Below are 17,467 nucleotides of genomic sequence, written 5' to 3'. Positions count from 1 at the left end.
CCCGACCCGCTCACCATCGCCGGGACCGACTTCGGCTCCCGTCTGATCATGGGCACCGGCGGCGCTCCCAGCCTGGACATCCTGGAGCGCTCGCTGCTGGCCTCCGGCACCGAGCTGACGACCGTCGCGATGCGGCGGCTCGACCCCACGGTGCAGGGGTCGGTGCTCTCCGTGCTCAACCGGCACGGCATCCGCCCGCTCCCCAACACCGCCGGGTGTTTCACCGCCGGTGAGGCCGTGCTCACCGCCCGCCTCGCCCGGGAGGCCCTGGGCACGGACTGGGTCAAGCTGGAGGTGGTCGCCGACGAGCGCACCCTGCTCCCCGATCCGATCGAGCTGCTGGACGCCGCCGAGACGTTGGTCGACGACGGGTTCACGGTCCTCCCGTACACCAATGACGACCCGATCCTGGCCCGGAAGCTGGAGGACGTCGGCTGCGCCGCGATCATGCCGCTCGGCTCCCCGATCGGCTCCGGCCTCGGCATCCGCAATCCGCACAACTTCCAGCTGATCACCGAGCACGCCACCGTACCGGTGATCCTGGACGCGGGCGCGGGGACGGCGTCGGACGCCGCGCTGGCCATGGAGCTGGGGTGCGCGGCGGTGATGCTCGCCTCGGCCGTCACCCGGGCCCAGGAGCCGGAGCTGATGGCGCGGGCGATGCGGCACGCGGTGGAGGCGGGCCGGCTGGCCCAACGGGCGGGGCGGATCCCGCGGCGCCACTTCGCCGAGGCGTCTAGCCCGGCGGAGGGGTTGGCGGCGCTGGATCCCGAGCGCCCGGCCTTCGGCTAGGCCCTGTCCGGGCGCGGCGTCCGGCCACCCGGCGTCCGGCCGCCCGACTTCCGGCCGCCCGACTTCCGGCCACCCGGCGTCCGGCCACCCGACACCCGGCCTGTGGGCGCCTCCGGTGGGTAGTCCCCCACCCCGCCCCTTCCCGAAACGAAGGGGCTCCGCCCCCTCGGCCCCCGCCGGGGCTCCGCCCCGGACCCCGCTCCTCAAACGCCGGAGGGGCTGGATTGCCGAAGCGCCGCAGGGGGCTGGGGGACGCCAAGGCGGCTGGATTGCGGATAGCGCCGGAGGGGCTGGGGGGGGCGGCTGGATTGCGGAAGCGCCGCAAGAGCTGGCGTAGGGCAGCTGGATTGCGGATACGCCGCAAGAGCTGGGGTGGGGCGCCAGGGCGGCTGGATTGCGGATAGCGCTTGAGGGGCTGGATTAGCGCCAGCAAGGGCTGGATTGACGGTCCGGCGCGGCCCTCTACCGTGGATGGAGGGAGCAGCGCACAGCGCGGAGGTGGTCACCGTGACCGTGACCGTGGCCGACCGGATCGAGCGCGAGGTGTACGTACCGGCGCCGATCGACCGGGTGTGGCGGGTGCTGACGACGCCCGAGCACATCCGCGTCTGGTACGCCCCCGGCGGCTGCGAGATCGATCCGCACCCCGGTGGGAGGCTCCGGTTCCGGTGGGACGAACACGGAGAGTTCCACGGTCAGGTCGAGCGGGCGGTCCCCGACACGCTCTTCCGCTTCCGGCTGGCCCTGGAACCCGATCACGCGCCCTCGGACCCGGGGGAGGCGACCCTGGTGGAGTTCGCGCTCTCCGCCGAGGGACAGGGCACCCGGCTGCGGCTGGCGGAGAGCGGTATCCGCGCCTTGGCCGTCCCCGACGACGCCAAGGCCAAGCACGCCGAATACGCCACGCTGTCCTGGACCTCCGCTCTCGAGGAGCTGGCCGCGATCGCCGCCGCGTCGCACAACTGACCCGCCGGTGTCACCGTTCCGCTGCAGTACCCGCCCCACCTGGGGCGGCCGGTCATGGCTCAGATCGATGCCTCGTAGACTTCCCCCGTGGATACGACCCTCCAGGACCCCCTCGTCGGGCAGGAGCTCGACGGCCGCTACCGCGTTGAGGCGCGGATCGCCGTTGGCGGGATGGCGACGGTCTACCGGGCCGTCGACACCCGGCTGGACCGTGTGCTCGCCCTGAAGGTGATGCACCAGAGTCTCGCCTCCGACGCCGCCTTCGTCGACCGCTTCATCCGTGAGGCGAAGTCCGTCGCGAGACTGGCGCACGCCAATGTGGTCGGCGTCTACGACCAGGGAGCGGACGGCGGCCATGTCTATCTGGCGATGGAATACGTCGCGGGCTGCACCCTGCGCGATGTGCTCCGCGGGCGCGGGGCGCTGCATCCGCGCGCCGCGCTGGACATCCTGGAGCCGGTGCTGGCCGCGCTCGGGGCGGCCCACCGCGCCGGTTTCGTCCACCGCGACATGAAGCCCGAGAACGTGCTGATCGGGGACGACGGCCGGGTCAAGGTCGCCGACTTCGGCCTGGTCCGGGCGGTGGACACCAACACCAGCGCCTCCACCGGCACCGTCCTCGGCACCGTGTCGTATCTCGCGCCCGAGCAGATCGAGCAGGGCACGGCCGATCCCCGGGCCGATGTCTACGCCTGCGGTGTGGTGCTGTACGAGATGCTGACCGGCTCCAAGCCGCACGGCGGCAGCACCCCGGCGCAGGTCCTCTACCAGCATCTGAACGAGGACGTCCCGCCGCCGTCCGCCCTCGCGCCCGGGGTCGCCCCCGAACTGGACGCGCTGGTCGCCACGGCCACCGCGCGCGCGGCCGAGGGGCGCCCCGTCGACGCCGTCGCGCTGCTGGGCGCGGCCCGCTCGGTACGGGCCGCGCTGACCGACGACCAGCTGGACGCGGTGCCCCCGCAGGCCAGGGAGGACACCTCGGCCGGTGCCGAGAACCGTACGACGGTGATTCCGCGCCCGGCGGCGGCCGTCGACGACGAGCAGGAGCCGCTCAACCACACCAGCCGTCTGGAGCTGCCGCCGGAACCGCCCCGGCAGCAGGGGCATGGCCGACGCGGCCGGGGCGGGATGTCGCGCCGCGGGATCGTGACGATCGTCGCCGCGGTGGTGCTGGCCATCGCCCTCGGCGCCGGTATCTGGTACATCAGTGCCGGTCAGTTCACCGAGGTCCCGCCGGTACTGCGGAAGACCCAGGCGGAGGCGGAGAAGAAGCTGCACGGCGCCGGGCTCGATGTGAAGGTCGTCAACGAGTTCAGCGATGTCATCCCCAAGGGCAAGGTCATCGGCTCCAAGCCCGGCCCGGGCGAGCGCGTGCGCGACACCGGCACCGTGACCATCCGGGTCTCCCAGGGGCCGCCGCGGGCCGAGGTGCCCAATGTGGTGGGCATGCCGCTGGCCGAGGCCAAGCGGAAGATCGCGGACCAGGGGCTGACGATCGGCAAGGTCATCCGCCGCTTCAGCAGTGAGACGGCCCAGGACTCGGTCCTCTCCACCAGCCCGGCCTCCGGCTCCGTGCGCCGCCCCGAGACGCCGGTGTCGATCGTGGTCAGCAAGGGCCGGCCGATCGACATCCCGGACGTGGTGGGCGATTCGGTCGACGACGCCCGGTCCGAGCTGGAGGACCAGGGCTTCAAGGTGAAGATCGCCGAGCAGCAGGTGTTCTCGGAGGAGGACAAGGGCTCGGTCGCCGAGCAGTCCCCCTCGGGAGACGGCGACGAAGAGGGCGCCAAGGGCGATACGGTCACGCTGATCGTCTCCAAGGGCGTGCAGATGATCGAGGTGCCGGACGTCACGGGTATGACGGCCGACGACGCCAAGGCGCAGCTCGAGGGCGCCGGCTTCAAGGTGAACGTCGAGAAGGCGCTGCTGTTCCCCGGGGACAAGGTGCAGGACCAGTCGGTGGACGGCGGGGACGAGGCGCCCAAGGGAAGCACGATCACCATCAAGCTCAAGGGCGGCGTGTTCTAGGGCCCCCTGCTTCTGGGGCTCCCTTCTGAGGCTCTGGTTCCGGGGCCCCTGCTTCTGGGGCTCCCTTCTGAGGCTCTGGTTCGGGGGCCCCCGGCTTATGGAGCCCCGCTTCTGGGGCCTCTGCCCAGCGGTCTTGCGGCTGCCGGACGGCGATCCCCGATCCGCGATCCGTCCGGCAGCACGTCACACTGGAGGCGCCCGCCGACAGTTGGAACGGGCCCGATCACGCGGGCCCTCCCCACCTGGGAACCTTGGTTACGTGAGTACGCATCGGATCCGCAATCCCATCGGTGGCCATGTCCGTGTGGCCGGTGGCCTTGCCACCGTCGGTCTGGCGCACGCCGCCGACATCGGCGCCGAGACCGTCCAGGTCTTCGTCGCCAATCCGCGCGGCTGGGCCACCCCGGCCGGTACGCCCGCCCAGGACGAGGCGTTCCGTGCCGCCTGCGCCGAGCGGTCCATACCGGCGTACGTCCATGCCCCCTACTTGATCAACTTCGGTTCGCACACCGAGGCCACGGCCGACCGGTCCGTGGATTCCCTGCGCCATTCGCTCCGGCGCGGCCGGGAGATCGGTGCGCTCGGCGTCGTGGTCCACACGGGCTCGGCGACCGGGGGGCGCGCGCGGGCCACCGCGATCGCGCAGGTGCGGGAGCGGGTGCTGCCGCTGCTGGACGAGCTGACCCGGGACGACGACCCCTGGCTGCTGCTGGAGCCGACCGCCGGGCAGGGCACCTCGCTGTGCGCGCTGGTGGAGGACCTGGGCCCGTACGTCGAGGCGCTCGACCGGCATCCCCGGCTCGGTGTCTGCCTGGACACCTGTCATGTGTTCGCGGCGGGCCATGACCTCGCGGCGCCGGGCGGGATGAAGCAGACCCTGGACGAGCTGGTGGCCGTCGCCGGCGAGGGGCGGCTCAAGCTGATCCACGCCAATGACTCCAAGGACGTGGTCGGCGCCCACAAGGACCGGCACGCGAACATCGGTGCCGGGCATATCGGGGCGGAGCCGTTCCGCGAGCTGTTCGACCACCCCGCGACGGACGGGGTGCCGCTGGTGATCGAGACACCGGGCGGACCGGGCGGTACGGAGGGGCATGCGGCGGATGTGGCCCGGCTGAAGGAGTTGCGCGCCGGGGTGGCCTGAGAAAAGCCCGACCCATGGAGGAATACCCCTAGGGGGTATAGCGTTGAATGGGGTCGACCGATCACCGATCACCGCTGGGGGTAGGGACATGCGGGAGCATGAGCACACGCGGAGCGGACCTTACGAGCGCCATGGAGACCATGAGCACCGTAAGGGCGCGACGAGTTGGCCGATGGCCGCCCAGGCCACTGCGCACTGCCTCACCGGCTGTGCCATCGGCGAGATCGTGGGCATGGCCATCGGCACGGCCCTGGCCTGGCATAACGTCCCGACCATGATCCTGGCGATCGTGCTCGCCTTCGCCTTCGGCTACTCGCTCACGATGCGGGGCGTGCTGCGGGCGGGGCTCGATGTGCGCAGTGCGCTGCGGGTGGCCCTGGCGGCCGACACCGTCTCGATCACGATCATGGAGCTGGCCGACAACGGAACCATCGCCCTCTTCCCCGGCGCGATGGACGCGACGCTCTCGGACGCGCTCTTCTGGATCAGCCTGGCCCTGTCGTTCGTGGTGGCGTTCCTGCTCACCACGCCGGTCAACAAGTGGATGATCGCGCGGGGCAAGGGGCATGCGGTGGTCCACCAGTACCACTGACCGCGAAAGGCGGCGGCCCGGACTACGGCGGCCCGGACTAGAACTCCGGGCCGTCGCCCGGCTCCTCCTGATAGGCGTAGCGCTGCTCCGCCCAAGGGTCGCCGACGTTGTGGTAGCCGCGCTCCTCCCAGAAGCCACGGCGGTCGGCGGTCATGTACTCCACGCCGCGCACCCATTTCGGGCCCTTCCAGGCATAGAGATGGGGCACCACCAGCCGCACCGGAAAACCGTGCTCGGCGGTGAGCGGCTCCCCGTCCTTGTGCGTCGCGAAAATCGTGGTCTCCGCCATGAAGTCCGTCAGGCGCAGATTCGAGCTGAAGCCGTATTCCGCCCACACCATCACGTGGGTGACATCGGGCGCCGGCGGCGCCAGCTCCACGATCTCCAGGGCGGAAACCCCGCCCCATTCGGCACCGAGCATGCTGAATTTGGTGACGCAGTGCAGATCGGCCACGACCGTCGAGTACGGCAGCGCCGAAAACTCTTCATGCGTCCAGCAGTGCTTATCGCCGTCCGCCGTGGCGCCGAAGACCCGGAACTCCCATCGCTCCGGCCTGAACTTCGGGACCGGCCCATAGTGCGTAACCGGCCAACCGCGCTGCAGTCGCTGCCCAGGGGGCAGCTTCGCGAGCTCCCCCTCGCGGCTTTCCGACTGACCCATGGGCTCCATGGTCTCAGACCGCCGGGGGTGGTCGTGACCAGGGCATCAGGGACGGGTACAACTCGTACTAAGCGTGCACTTACTGGACGCCCCAACAGGCGCGGTGACACGATGCGCGGAACCTGCCGTTCCCGATCGGATTGGAAGGAGCCCCTCCGATGCAGGGTGACCCCGAGGTCCTCGAGTTCCTCAACGAGCAGCTGACCGGCGAGCTGACCGCGATCAATCAGTACTTTCTGCACTCCAAGATGCAGGATCACTTTGGCTGGACTCGGCTTGCCAAATACACCCGGTCGGAGTCTTTCGATGAGATGAAGCATGCGGAGCTTCTCACCGACCGGATCCTCCTCCTGGATGGCCTGCCCAATTACCAGCGGCTCTTCCATGTCCGGGTGGGCCAGACGGCGACCGAGATGTTCCAGGCCGACCGGCAGGTGGAGGTCGAGGCGATCGACCGCCTCAAGCGGGGCATCGAGCTGATGCGGTCCAAGAACGACATCACCTCGGCCAATCTCTTCGAGTACATCCTCGCCGACGAGGAACTGCACATCGACTATCTCGACACGCAGCTCGAGCTGATCGAGAAGCTCGGTGAGGCCCTCTACATCGCCCAGCAGATCGAGCAGCCCAGCGATGACCACGGCGGGGGCAACTACTCCGGGAACGGCCACCCCGGCCACTGAGCCCGGGGCGACGCCGGGAGCGACCGGGCCTGGCGCCGGATCAGCCCGCCTCGGCCGCCGTCGGTCGGGCCGCTGTCGGTGGGGCCGCTGTCGGTGGGGCCGCCGTCGGTCGGGTCGCCGTCGGTGGCGGTCAGGCCGCCTCGGCCGCCGTCGGCGCCGGAACGGCAGTGGCGGCGACAGCCGCCGTCGCGCTCGTCGTCACCGCGGCCGTCGTCAGGACGACCGGGTCCAGCGCCTCGCGCCGGGGGCATGCACCGCGACCCAGCAGCGCCTGGATCTTCCGCACGCACGATCCGCAGTCCGTGCCCGCCTTGCAGGCACCGGCGATCTGGCGCGGGGTGCACGCGCCCGTTTCCGCGTGCTGACGCACCTGCTGCTCGGTGATGCCGAAGCATGAGCAGACGTACACGGGCTCTCTCCAGCGTTGGCGTTGATCAGTGAGGTAACCCTTACCTTACCTGCCGCACCGGGGCCCCACAACGGACGAGGGGCGCGGATCGTTGTGATCCGCGCCCCACCCGCGTCTTTATGATCTCCGCCGGACGACCCTCACTGGTCCCGGTACATCTCCGCCACCAGGAACGCCAGGTCCAGCGACTGGCTGCGGTTGAGCCGCGGGTCACACGCCGTCTCGTAGCGCTGGTGCAGATCGTCGACGAAGATCTCGTCGCCGCCGCCCACGCACTCGGTGACATCGTCGCCGGTCAGCTCCACGTGGATGCCGCCAGGATGGGTGCCGAGCTCCTTGTGGACCTCGAAGAAGCCCTTGACCTCGTCCAGCACATCGTCGAAGCGGCGGGTCTTGTGCCCGGAGGCCGCCTCGAAGGTGTTGCCGTGCATCGGGTCGCAGACCCAGACGACCTGCGCACCGGAGGCGGTCACCTTCTCCACCAGGTTGGGCAGCTTGTCGCGGACCTTGTCCGCGCCCATCCGGGTGATGAAGGTCAGCCGGCCCGGCTCGCGGTCCGGGTCGATCCGCTCGATCAGCGACAGCGCCTCTTCCGGCGTGGTCGTCGGGCCCAGCTTCACGCCCACCGGGTTGCGGACCTTCGAGGCGAACTCGATATGCGCCCCGTCCAGCTGCCGGGTGCGCTCACCGATCCAGACCATGTGCCCGGACACGTCGTACAGATCACCGGTGCGCGAGTCGGTGCGGGTCAGCGCCGTCTCGTAGTCCAGGATCAGCGCCTCGTGCGAGGAGAAGAACTCGACGGTCTTGAACTCCTCCGGGTCCACCCCGCAGGCGTTCATGAAGGACAGCGCCCGGTCGATCTCGCGCGCCAGCGCCTCGTAGCGCTGACCCGACGGCGACGACTTCACGAAGTCCTGGTTCCAGGCATGCACCTGGCGCAGGTCGGCGTAGCCGCCGGTGGTGAAGGCGCGCACCAGGTTCAGCGTCGAGGCCGACGCCTGGTACATCCGCTTCAGCCGCTGCGGATCCGGGATCCGCGCCTCGGGGGTGAACTCGAATCCATTGACGGAGTCGCCACGGTATGTGGGCAGGGTCACCCCGTCCCGGGTCTCGGTCGGCTTCGAGCGCGGCTTGCTGTACTGCCCGGCGATCCGGCCCACCTTCACCACGGGGACGGATCCGGCGTAGGTCAGCACGGCGCCCATCTGCAGCAGCGTCTTCAGCTTGTTACGGATCTGGTCGGCGCCCACACCGTCGAATGCCTCGGCGCAGTCCCCACCCTGCAGCAGAAACGCCTCGCCCCGCGCCACGGCCCCCAGGCGGTGCCGCAGCGCGTCGCACTCGCCCGCGAAGACGAGCGGCGGATAGGACTCAAGCTCAGCGATCACATCGCGCAGAGCCGCTCGGTCCGGCCAGTCGGGCTGCTGCGCCGCGGGAAGAGACTGCCAGGTGTGGCCACCGGCGTGGGATTCAGCGTTCACGGTCACCCGCACAAGGTTACGGGGTCTCCTCGGCCGTCCAGCCCGATGCCCACAGGGTGAGACGTCTTCCACCACGCCATGGACGCGCCCCGCCGCATCCGTAATCTTCGGCTCGGCCGCCAGGACCGGCCGACTCCGGCCCCGCGATCCCTCCCGCCGCGTACTCTTGCCCCATGACTGCCGAGCCGCTGCCCGACTGGCTGATCCCGCCGCCTGGCGGCTTCACCGCCGAGGATCTTCTGCGGCTGCCCGGACTTCCTCCACACACCGAGCTCATCGACGGGAGCCTCGTCTTCGTGAGCCCGCAGCAAAAATGGCACAGCCGGGTGATCAATCTGCTGGTCAGGGAGCTGGACCAGCAAGCCCCCGACGCCTTGCGGGCCGATCGCGAGATGACCGTGCGCCTCGCCAAGCGCCAGGCTCCCGAGCCGGACGTCATCGTGGTGACCCGTGAGGCGTACGAGCGCGACGAGCCATCCACGTTCTACCTGCCGGAAGACGTCGTGCTGGCGGTCGAGGCCGTGTCGCCGGACTCGGAGGAGCGGGACCGCGACACCAAGCCACGGAAGTACGCGAAGGCCGGCATCCGCCACTACTGGCGGGTGGAGAACGACGAGGGCCGCACCGTCGTCTACACCTACGAGAGCGACCCGGCCACGGAGTGCTTCTCCCTGACCGGAATCCACCATGACAAGCTCGCGATCACAGCGCCCTTCACGGTGGACATCGACCTCACCACCATCGGCAGGCGCACCGGCTGACCCCAAGTCCCGCCGCTGAGGTAAAGTCCACTGCATGTTCGCGCGACTGACCATGACCTGGTGGTGGACCGCTCATCCGGCGGCCCACTGAATCGCGCGCTCCCAAGATCTCGCGAAGGCCGCCCGAGGGGCGGCCTTCGGCGTTTGTACGGGTCGTTCCTCCTTCCGGAAGGAACCATCCGCCATGCACCACACCGCTGAGGCCGTCGTCGCCCGGCTGCTCGCCGACGACGCGCCGCCCTTCGCCCTGCTGCACCGACGCACCCCGGGCCGGGCACCCGACACCGTAGAGGTACTGCTCGGCCCGGTCGGCGAGGTGGAGCGGCTGACCGACATCCCGCTGCCCACCGGCGCGCCGAAGGACGGCGCGCCGGTGGCGGACGCCCTCGCGCTGGTGCCGTTCCGGCAGATCCGCGAGCGGGGGTTCGAGGTGCGCGACGACGGCACGCCGCTGGCCGTGCTGCGCCCGCGGGAGAGCTACGAGCTGCCGCTCGCCGAGGCGCTGGAGGCGCTGCCCGCGCACCGGGTGCGGGTCGAGGACGGGGCGTTCGACGTGGACGACGACGCGTACGCGTCCATCGTGAGCCGGGTCCTCGAGGACGAGATCGGCACCGGCGAGGGCGCCAACTTCGTCATCCGGCGGACGTTCCGGGGCGAGATCCCGGGCTTCGGCAGCAGCGACGCGCTCGCGCTCTTCCGGCGGCTGCTGGCCGGTGAGCGGGGCGCCTACTGGACGTATGTGGTGCGGCTGGCGGACGGGCGGACGCTGGTGGGGGCCAGCCCCGAGGTGCATGTGCGGATGTCCGGCGGAACCGTCGTGATGAACCCGATCAGCGGGACCTACCGCTACCCCGAGAGCGGGGCGAGCGCGGAGGGGCTGCTGGAGTTCCTGCACGACCGTAAGGAGGTGGAGGAGCTGTCCATGGTCGTGGACGAGGAGCTGAAGATGATGTGCACCGTCGGCGACATGGGCGGGACGGTGATCGGGCCCCGGCTCAGGGAGATGGCGCATCTCGCGCACACCGAGTACGAGCTGCGCGGCCGCTCCTCGCTCGACGTCCGGGAGGTGCTCCGCGAGACGATGTTCGCCGCGACGGTCACCGGGTCGCCGGTGCAGAACGCCTGCCGGGTGATCGAGCGCTATGAGCCCCTCGGGCCGGACGGCGCCGCGCGTGGCTACTACGCCGGGGCGCTCGCGCTGATCGGGCGGGACGGCGGCGGCGCCCAGACCCTGGACTCGCCGATCCTGATCCGCACCGCCGACATCGACCCCGGAGGATCGCTGAAGGTGGCGGTCGGCGCCACGCTCGTCCGCCACTCCGACCCGCACGGCGAAGTGGCCGAGACCCACGCCAAGGCGGCCGGGGTGCTGACCGCGCTGGGCGTGCGACCGGCGCCCGTACGGCCGGAGGGGCCGGATCCGCGGCCGCGGCTCGCGGACGATCCGCGGGTGCGGGCGGCGCTGGACGCGCGGCGTGCGGACCTGGCGCCGTTCTGGCTGCGGATGCAGCAGACCCCGTCGTCGGCGGAGGAGCCCGTGGCCGGGGGGCTGTCCGGGCATGCCCTGGTGATCGACGCGGAGGACACGTTCACCGCGATGCTCGCGCATCTGCTGCGCACCTCGGGTCTGACCGTGACCGTGCGGCGGTACGACGAGCCGGGGGTGCGGGAGGCGGCCCTGGCGCACCAGGGGCCCGTGGTGCTCGGCCCGGGGCCGGGCGACCCCGGCGACGCCGCCGACCCCAAGATGCGGTTCCTGCGGGCGCTGACCGCCGAGCTGGTGGCCGGGCACCGGCACGGGCTGCTGGGGGTGTGCCTGGGGAACGAGCTGATCGCGGCCGAGCTGGGGCTGGAGATCGTGCGCAAGGACGTGCCGTTCCAGGGCGCGCAGGAGCGGATCGACTTCTTCGGGCGCGAGGAGACCGTCGGCTTCTACAACACCTTCACGGCGCGCTGCGACGAGGCGGCGGAGACGGAGCTGGCGATGCACCGCGTGGAGCTGAGCCGGGACCCGGTGACCGGCGATGTGCACGCGCTGCGCGGACCGGGCTTCGCCGGTGTGCAGTTCCACCCGGAGTCGGTGCTGTCCCGGGACGGGGCGGCGCTGGTGGCGGAGCTGCTGGCGGCCGTGCTGGTCTGAGGGGCCGACCGGCCCGACGGGCGGCTGTTCGGGACGGCCCACCGGCCCGCGAGGCGGCGTGGCGGCATGAGGGCGACGTGGCGGCGTGAGGCCGACGTGGCGGCGTGAGGCCGACGTGGCGGCGTGAGGCCGACGTGGCGGCGTGAGGCCGACGTGGCGGCGTGAGCGCGACGTGGCGGCGTGAGCGCGACGTGGCGGCGTGAGCGCGACGTGGCGATGGGCCGGGTGCGGTGAACGCGCCCGGCCCATCGCCGTACTGCACCCAGACGGCCTCAGCCGAAGAAGACCTCGGCCTCGGCGTAGAGCGAGGGATCGACGGTCTTGAGCCGTGCGGTCGCCTCGGCAAGCGGAACCCTGACGATGTCGGTGCCGCGCAGCGCCACCATCTTCCCGAAGTCCTCGTCCCGCACCGCGTCGATGGCGTGCAGCCCGAAGCGGGTGGCCAGCCAGCGGTCGAAGGCGCTGGGCGTGCCCCCGCGCTGGACATGGCCGAGGACGGTGGTGCGGGCCTCCTTGCCGGTGCGCTTCTCGATCTCCTTGGCCAGCCACTCGCCGACCCCGGAGAGCCGGACATGGCCGAAGGAGTCCAGCGAGTCGTCCTTGAGGACCGCGTCGCCGTCCCTGGGCATCGCGCCCTCGGCGATGACCACGATCGGGGCGTAGCGGATCTTGAAGCGGGACTCGACCCAGGAACAGACCTGGTCGACGTCGAAGCGCTGCTCGGGGAGGAGGATGACATTGGCGCCGCCGGCCAGCCCCGAGTGCAGGGCGATCCACCCGGCGTGACGGCCCATCACCTCGACGACGAGCACGCGCATATGCGATTCGGCGGTGGTGTGGAGCCGGTCGATGGCCTCGGTGGCGATGTTGACGGCGGTGTCGAAGCCGAAGGTGTAGTCGGTGGCGGACAGGTCGTTGTCGATGGTCTTGGGGACGCCGACGCAAGCGATCCCGTAGTCGCCGGAGAGCCGGGCGGCGACGCCGAGGGTGTCCTCGCCGCCGATCGCGATCAGCGCGTCGACCTCCTGCTTGACCAGGGTCTCCTTGACCCGCCGGATGCCGTCCTCGCTCTTGAGGGGGTTGGTGCGGGAGGAGCCGAGGATGGTGCCGCCGCGCGGCAGGATGCCGCGCACCGCGCGGATGTCGAGGGGAACGGTGTCGTTCTCGAGAGGGCCTCGCCAGCCGTCCCGGAAGCCGATGAAGTCATAGCCGTATTCCTGTACGCCCTTGCGCACGACGGCGCGGATGACCGCGTTGAGCCCGGGGCAGTCACCGCCGCCGGTCAGCACTCCGACCCGCATCGTTTCTTCCCTTCTCCCATGGAATCCCGTGATTGGGCCCGGTACGGAGAGCCACGCTAACGGTGATCCAGGTCACACGGGATGGGGCGTCAGTCGATTCCCGCGCGGATCAAGGGAGTTGGTTTTGAACTTCACCCGTACGAGGGGTGAGACGGTGTCAGGGCCTCAGCCGGACGGCCTCAGGCGTCGTCCAGGCCGCGCTCGATGGCGTAGCGGACCAGCTCCACGCGGTTGTGCAGCTGGAGTTTGCCGAGGGTGTTCTGGACGTGGTTCTGCACCGTGCGGTGCGAGATGACCAGCCGCTCGGCGATCTGCTTGTACGACAGCCCCTTGGCCACCAGCCGCAGCACCTCCGTCTCACGCTCGGTGAGCTGCGGGGCGGCGGGCTGGTCGGCGGCGGTGGGGGCGGGCTCGCCCGCGAGCCGCCGGTACTCGCCGAGCACCAGGCCCGCGAGGCCGGGGGTGAACACCGGGTCGCCGGCCGCCGTGCGGCGCACCGCGTCCAGCAGCTCCTCGGTGCTGGCCGACTTCAGCAGATAGCCGGTGGCCCCGGACTTGACCGCCTCCAGGACGTCCCCGTGCTCACCGCTCGCGGAGAGCACCAGCACCCGCAGCTCGGGGCGGTCGGCGAGGACCTCCTTGCACACCTCGACCCCGGGCAGCCCGGGCAGGTTGAGGTCGAGCACCAGGACGTCGGGCCCGGCGGCCTTGGCCCGGCGGACCGCCTGCGGTCCGTCCCCGGCCGTGGCCACCACGTCGAACCCGGCCTCGGCCAAGTCCCGGGCCACCGCGTCGCGCCACATCGGATGGTCGTCGACCACCATCACCCTCATCGGGCGGCCGTCGTGCTGAGCGGTCATCGTGCCGCTTCCCCCTTCGCCTTCGCCTTCTTCGCAGGCGCCTTCGGAACCGTCAACTCCACCTCGGTGCCCTGCCCCGGCGCCGAGATCCACGCGGCGGTGCCGCCGAGGTCGCGCAGCCGCCCCCGGATCGACAGGGCCACCCCCAGGCGGCCCTCCGCCTCCGCGTCCGCCAGCCGGCCCTCGGGGATGCCGGGGCCGTCGTCCCGTACGGTCACCATCACCGCGTCCGGCTCGTCCTCCAGCAGGATCCAGGCCTGGGCGTCCTCCCCGGCGTGGACCCGTACGTTGTCCAGGGCGGCGCCCACGGCGGCGGCCAACTCTCCGGCGACGCCCGCCGGGAGGAGCACCGGGGCGCCCGGTTCGGAGAAGGTGACCCGGGAGCCGGCGTGCGGCGCCAGCAGGGCCCGCAGATCGCAGGGTCCGCCGTCGGAGCGCTCGGGGTCGGGCGGACAGGGCGGGGCCGACGGGCCCGCCGCGTCCGGGAGGTCGCCCGGGTCGGGTGCGGCGTCCGCCCCGCGCGGCGGGGTCACCAGGCCGGTGGAGACCAGGGTGCGCAGCGCGATCTCCTGCTCCCCCGCCATCCGGCCCAGTTCGGCCGCCTCGCCGCCGATCGCGGCGCCGCGCCGCTGCACCATGGCGAGCACCTGGAGGACGCTGTCGTGGATGTCGCGGGCCAGCCGCTCCCGCTCCCGGGTCGCCGCCTCGATGCGCAGCGCGCGGGCGAGGGTGCGCTCACTGGCGCGGGCCACCTCGACCACATAGCCGATGCCCACGCTCGCCACCCACACCAGCGACAGCATGTGGACGGTGTCCTGGGCGAATCCGCCGCGCTCGATCACATTGGCGGCGCAGACCACGGTGGAGGCCGAGGCGCCCCAGCGCCAGCCGCCCTTGATCGCGAAGCCGAGGACCGCGCCCATCGTCCATATCGAGGGCAGGGTGGGCGTGCCCTGGACGATCCGGTCGTGGGTGTCCACGAGCGGAGTGAGCAGAATGCCGGTCACCGCGATGCCGAGGTCGCCGACGAGGAACCGCCGGGTGCAGCGCTCGGCCGAGGAGACCATCCGGAAGGTGAGCGCCGTCCACAGCGTGAGCACCGCCAGATAGACGACGGCGCCGAGCGGGTGGTCGTAGTCCTCGAAGGAGTAGACGCACAGGCCGAGCGCGTAGAGCAGGGTGAGCACCCGGTAGGCGGTCAGCGCCTGCCACAGCGGCTGCTCGACGGACATCCGCACCACGCGCTCGCCCCCGGCGCGCTCACCTCTGGACCGCTCCGTCAACGTCCCCCACCCCCCGGTGCGGCGCGGCTAGGCGCCGGACTTGTGTTTGTCCTTCTCCTTCTCGGCCGCCTTACGGGCCGCCTCCGCGTCCGCAATCTGCCGCTTGGCGGCGGTCGCGTAGACGTCCACGTACTCCTGGCCGGAGAGCTTCATGATCTCGTACATGACCTCGTCGGTCACCGAGCGCAGGATGAAGCGGTCGCCGTCCATGCCGTGGTAGCGGCTGAAGTCCAGCGGCTTGCCGATCCGGATACCGGGCCGCATCAGCTTGGGCATGACCTTGCCGGGGGGCTGGATCTTCTCGGTGTCGATCATCGCCACGGGGAGCACCGGCGCACCGGTCGCGAGCGCGACCCGGGCCAGGCCGCCCGGCTTGCCCCGGTAGAGCCGTCCGTCGGGCGAGCGGGTGCCCTCGGGGTAGATGCCGAAGAGCTCACCCCGCTTGATCACCTCGATGCCCGCCTTGATGGCGGCCTCGCCGGCGCCGCGCGAACCCGAGCGGTCCACCGGGAGTTGGCCGACGCCCTTGAAGAAGGCCGCCGTCAGCCGCCCCTTGACCCCGGGGGTGGTGAAGTACTCCTGCTTGGCGATGAAGGTGACCTTCCGGTCGAGCATCGCGGGCAGGAAGAAGGAATCGGAGAAGGAGAGGTGGTTGCTCGCGAGGATGGCCGGCCCCTCGGCGGGGACGTTCTCCAACCCCTCGACCCAGGGCCGGAAGGTGAGCTTCAACGCGCCACCCACCGACAGCTTCATAGCGCCGTAGAACAACCGGGACCTCCTGTATCCGACGAGGAGACCTTAACCTGCCTACCCCGTATGCGGCGCGCCGCGTACGCTGAGGACCTCGATACCCGCTTCCCCAGTGAACGGAGATCCGTGGTGCCGCTCCTGCCCGGAGCCGAGCCGTTCCGCCATGACGGCGGAGAGATCGGCGTCCTCGTCTGTCACGGCTTCACCGGTTCCCCGCAGTCCGTGCGGCCCTGGGCCGACCATCTCGCGGCCCGTGGTCTGACCGTCTCACTGCCGCTGCTTCCCGGCCACGGCACCCGCTGGCAGGACCTCGCCGTCACCGGCTGGCAGGACTGGTACGCGGAGGTGGACCGCGAGCTGCGATCGCTGATCCGGGCCTGCGAGCGGGTGTTCGTCTGCGGTCTGTCGATGGGCGGGGCGCTGGCGCTGCGGCTGGCCGCCCAGCACGGCGCGGAGATCAGCGGCCTGGCCCTGGTGAATCCGGCCAACCGCATCCACGATCCGCTGGCCGTGGCCCTTCCGGTGCTGCGGCATCTGGTGCCCTCGGTGAAGGGCATCGTGAGCGATATCGCCAAGCCGGGGGCGCAGGAGTCGGGCTACGACCGGATGCCGCTGCACGCCGTGCACTCGATGCGCCGCTTCTACCGGGTGGTCGACGCCGAACTGCCCCAGGTGACCCAGCCGCTGCTGGTGATGCACAGCCCGCAGGACCATGTGGTGCCGCCGGCCGACTCCGAGCGCATCCTGAGTCAGGTGTCCTCGCGGGACGTCACCGAGCGGCTGCTGGAGCGCAGCTTCCACGTGGCGACCCTGGACCATGACGCCGAGTTCATCTTCGAGGAGACGGACACGTTCATCACCCGGCTGACGGCGGGTATGGGTGAGGACACCGACACCCGGACCGACCTAGGGAAGGGAAGCGGGAAGGAGGGGGCGGCGGCCAGTGGCTGAGCGCGACTCGAATGAGAACGAGGCGGACGCGCGGCGCGATGACGACGCCGCCTTCGCCGCCATCGTCGCCGCGTACGGGGAGGAGCCGCAGGACCCTCCCGGCGCCGAGCGATGGCCCGCCGCCGAGAACCTCGGCGAGGAGCGGGAGCGGGACCAGGACCGCCCGTCCGCGGCGGACGACGACACCGGCACCGACCCCGACACCGACACCGACCGCGAAGGACCCGGTGACGGCGAGGCCATCGGCGGGGCGGCGACGGCCGGGCTGACCAAGACCGACAAGACCGGCAAGCCGGTGGGCGGCTTCATCGTCTACGCCCCGGGCGTGGGCCCCCGCGACTGGGAGCCCGAGGAGCCGTCCGAGGACGACTTCGACGAGACCGACGAGGGCCATTTCGTCCCGCCCGAGCCGCCTCCGCTCCCCGAGTCCGACACCACCTCCCGCTTCGCCTGGCTGGGCGTGCTGGGCGGGCCGCTGCTGCTGCTCGGTGTGGTGCTGTTCCAGGTGGAGATGGTCTGGTGGATCGCGACGCTGGGCGTCGGGGGTTTCCTGGGCGGCTTCGTCACGCTGGTGATGCGGATGAAGGACGACGACGAGGAAGAGGACGAGGACCCGGGGCGCGGCGCCGTCGTCTGACGGCGGGCTGCAGTCGTCCCGGGCG

The 17,467-nt window shown here is 71.2% G+C and carries 18 protein-coding genes; 11 read left to right on the top strand and 7 right to left on the bottom strand.

Translation table 11 applies throughout. The annotated features are described in order from the left end of the window. Nucleotides 1-48 precede the first annotated feature (48 nt). From J8403_RS31335 to J8403_RS31315, 5 genes are all read left to right on the top strand, one after another. On the top strand, nt 49-792 hold the full coding sequence (locus J8403_RS31335) for a thiazole synthase (protein ID WP_246586400.1): 744 nt from the start codon (nt 49-51) through the stop codon (nt 790-792). 507 nt (nt 793-1,299) lie between these two features. Further along, complete coding sequence (locus tag J8403_RS31330) at nt 1,300-1,758, top strand: SRPBCC domain-containing protein (protein ID WP_246586076.1); 459 nt, start codon at nt 1,300-1,302, stop codon at nt 1,756-1,758. 87 nt (nt 1,759-1,845) lie between these two features. Further along, entirely contained in the window at nt 1,846-3,786 is a 1,941-nt protein-coding gene (pknB, locus tag J8403_RS31325) for a Stk1 family PASTA domain-containing Ser/Thr kinase (RefSeq protein ID WP_211126103.1), read from the top strand. 259 nt (nt 3,787-4,045) lie between these two features. Then, nucleotides 4,046-4,930 (top strand): deoxyribonuclease IV, encoded by an 885-nt coding sequence (locus tag J8403_RS31320; RefSeq protein WP_211126102.1) that lies wholly within the window; start codon nt 4,046-4,048, stop codon nt 4,928-4,930. Nucleotides 4,931-5,018: 88 nt separating this feature from the next. Further along, a complete protein-coding gene (locus tag J8403_RS31315) occupies nt 5,019-5,522 on the top strand; it encodes a DUF4396 domain-containing protein (RefSeq protein WP_211126101.1) in 504 nt (167 codons plus the stop codon). A 37-nt stretch (nt 5,523-5,559) separates the two neighbouring features. On the opposite strand, the gene J8403_RS31310 is transcribed toward J8403_RS31315, so the two are convergent. Then, nucleotides 5,560-6,183, bottom strand: a complete 624-nt coding sequence (locus J8403_RS31310) for a sulfite oxidase-like oxidoreductase (protein WP_211126100.1) — start codon at nt 6,181-6,183, stop codon at nt 5,560-5,562. Between the two features lie 158 nt (nt 6,184-6,341). On the opposite strand from J8403_RS31310, the gene bfr reads away from it, so the two are divergent. Continuing rightward, nucleotides 6,342-6,866 (top strand): bacterioferritin, encoded by a 525-nt coding sequence (gene bfr / locus J8403_RS31305; protein ID WP_093461144.1) that lies wholly within the window; start codon nt 6,342-6,344, stop codon nt 6,864-6,866. A 130-nt stretch (nt 6,867-6,996) separates the two neighbouring features. On the opposite strand, the gene J8403_RS31300 is transcribed toward bfr, so the two are convergent. Beyond that, the gene (locus tag J8403_RS31300) at nt 6,997-7,275 is read right to left on the bottom strand and encodes a (2Fe-2S)-binding protein (RefSeq protein ID WP_211126099.1); all 279 of its coding nucleotides are present in this window, start codon (nt 7,273-7,275) and stop codon (nt 6,997-6,999) included. Nucleotides 7,276-7,415: 140 nt separating this feature from the next. Further along, a complete protein-coding gene (locus tag J8403_RS31295; RefSeq protein WP_211126098.1) occupies nt 7,416-8,765 on the bottom strand; it encodes a class II 3-deoxy-7-phosphoheptulonate synthase in 1,350 nt (449 codons plus the stop codon). A gap of 167 nt (nt 8,766-8,932) precedes the next feature. On the opposite strand from J8403_RS31295, the gene J8403_RS31290 reads away from it, so the two are divergent. The 3 genes from J8403_RS31290 to J8403_RS31280 all read left to right on the top strand — a co-directional run bounded on the left by J8403_RS31290 (nt 8,933) and on the right by J8403_RS31280 (nt 11,660). Beyond that, nucleotides 8,933-9,520, top strand: coding sequence for a Uma2 family endonuclease (locus J8403_RS31290; protein ID WP_211126097.1), 588 nt, complete (start codon nt 8,933-8,935; stop codon nt 9,518-9,520). A gap of 34 nt (nt 9,521-9,554) precedes the next feature. Next, nucleotides 9,555-9,611 carry a trp operon leader peptide gene (locus J8403_RS44815; protein WP_106516695.1) on the top strand — a complete coding sequence of 19 codons (57 nt, stop codon included), beginning with the start codon at nt 9,555-9,557 and terminating at the stop codon, nt 9,609-9,611. A gap of 93 nt (nt 9,612-9,704) precedes the next feature. Then, complete coding sequence (locus J8403_RS31280) at nt 9,705-11,660, top strand: anthranilate synthase family protein (protein WP_211126096.1); 1,956 nt, start codon at nt 9,705-9,707, stop codon at nt 11,658-11,660. Nucleotides 11,661-11,932: 272 nt separating this feature from the next. On the opposite strand, the gene J8403_RS31275 is transcribed toward J8403_RS31280, so the two are convergent. The 4 genes from J8403_RS31275 to J8403_RS31260 all read right to left on the bottom strand — a co-directional run bounded on the left by J8403_RS31275 (nt 11,933) and on the right by J8403_RS31260 (nt 15,857). Further along, entirely contained in the window at nt 11,933-12,961 is a 1,029-nt protein-coding gene (locus J8403_RS31275; RefSeq protein ID WP_211126095.1) for a 6-phosphofructokinase, read from the bottom strand. A 179-nt stretch (nt 12,962-13,140) separates the two neighbouring features. Beyond that, nucleotides 13,141-13,821, bottom strand: coding sequence for a response regulator (locus tag J8403_RS31270; RefSeq protein ID WP_211126094.1), 681 nt, complete (start codon nt 13,819-13,821; stop codon nt 13,141-13,143). Continuing rightward, nucleotides 13,818-15,053 carry a MacS family sensor histidine kinase gene (gene macS, locus J8403_RS31265; RefSeq protein ID WP_211128523.1) on the bottom strand — a complete coding sequence of 412 codons (1,236 nt, stop codon included), beginning with the start codon at nt 15,051-15,053 and terminating at the stop codon, nt 13,818-13,820. The genes J8403_RS31270 and macS overlap by 4 nt, the downstream gene beginning before the upstream one ends. Nucleotides 15,054-15,131: 78 nt before the next feature. After that, a complete protein-coding gene (locus J8403_RS31260; protein ID WP_059143424.1) occupies nt 15,132-15,857 on the bottom strand; it encodes a lysophospholipid acyltransferase family protein in 726 nt (241 codons plus the stop codon). A gap of 126 nt (nt 15,858-15,983) precedes the next feature. Here J8403_RS31260 and J8403_RS31255 point away from each other — a divergent pair, with 126 nt between their 5' ends. Together J8403_RS31255 and J8403_RS31250 are read left to right on the top strand one after the other, a co-directional pair. Beyond that, nucleotides 15,984-16,805, top strand: coding sequence for an alpha/beta hydrolase (locus J8403_RS31255; protein ID WP_211126093.1), 822 nt, complete (start codon nt 15,984-15,986; stop codon nt 16,803-16,805). After that, a complete protein-coding gene (locus J8403_RS31250; RefSeq protein ID WP_211126092.1) occupies nt 16,798-17,442 on the top strand; it encodes a hypothetical protein in 645 nt (214 codons plus the stop codon). The genes J8403_RS31255 and J8403_RS31250 overlap by 8 nt, the downstream gene beginning before the upstream one ends. The last annotated feature ends 25 nt before the right edge of the window (nt 17,443-17,467 follow it).

It is taken from the genome of Streptomyces yatensis (assembly GCF_018069625.1).
Lineage (GTDB): Bacteria > Actinomycetota > Actinomycetes > Streptomycetales > Streptomycetaceae > Streptomyces > Streptomyces yatensis.
The sequence above is the reverse complement of the archived record's forward strand: the minus strand, read 5'-3'. Positions and strand labels throughout refer to the sequence as shown.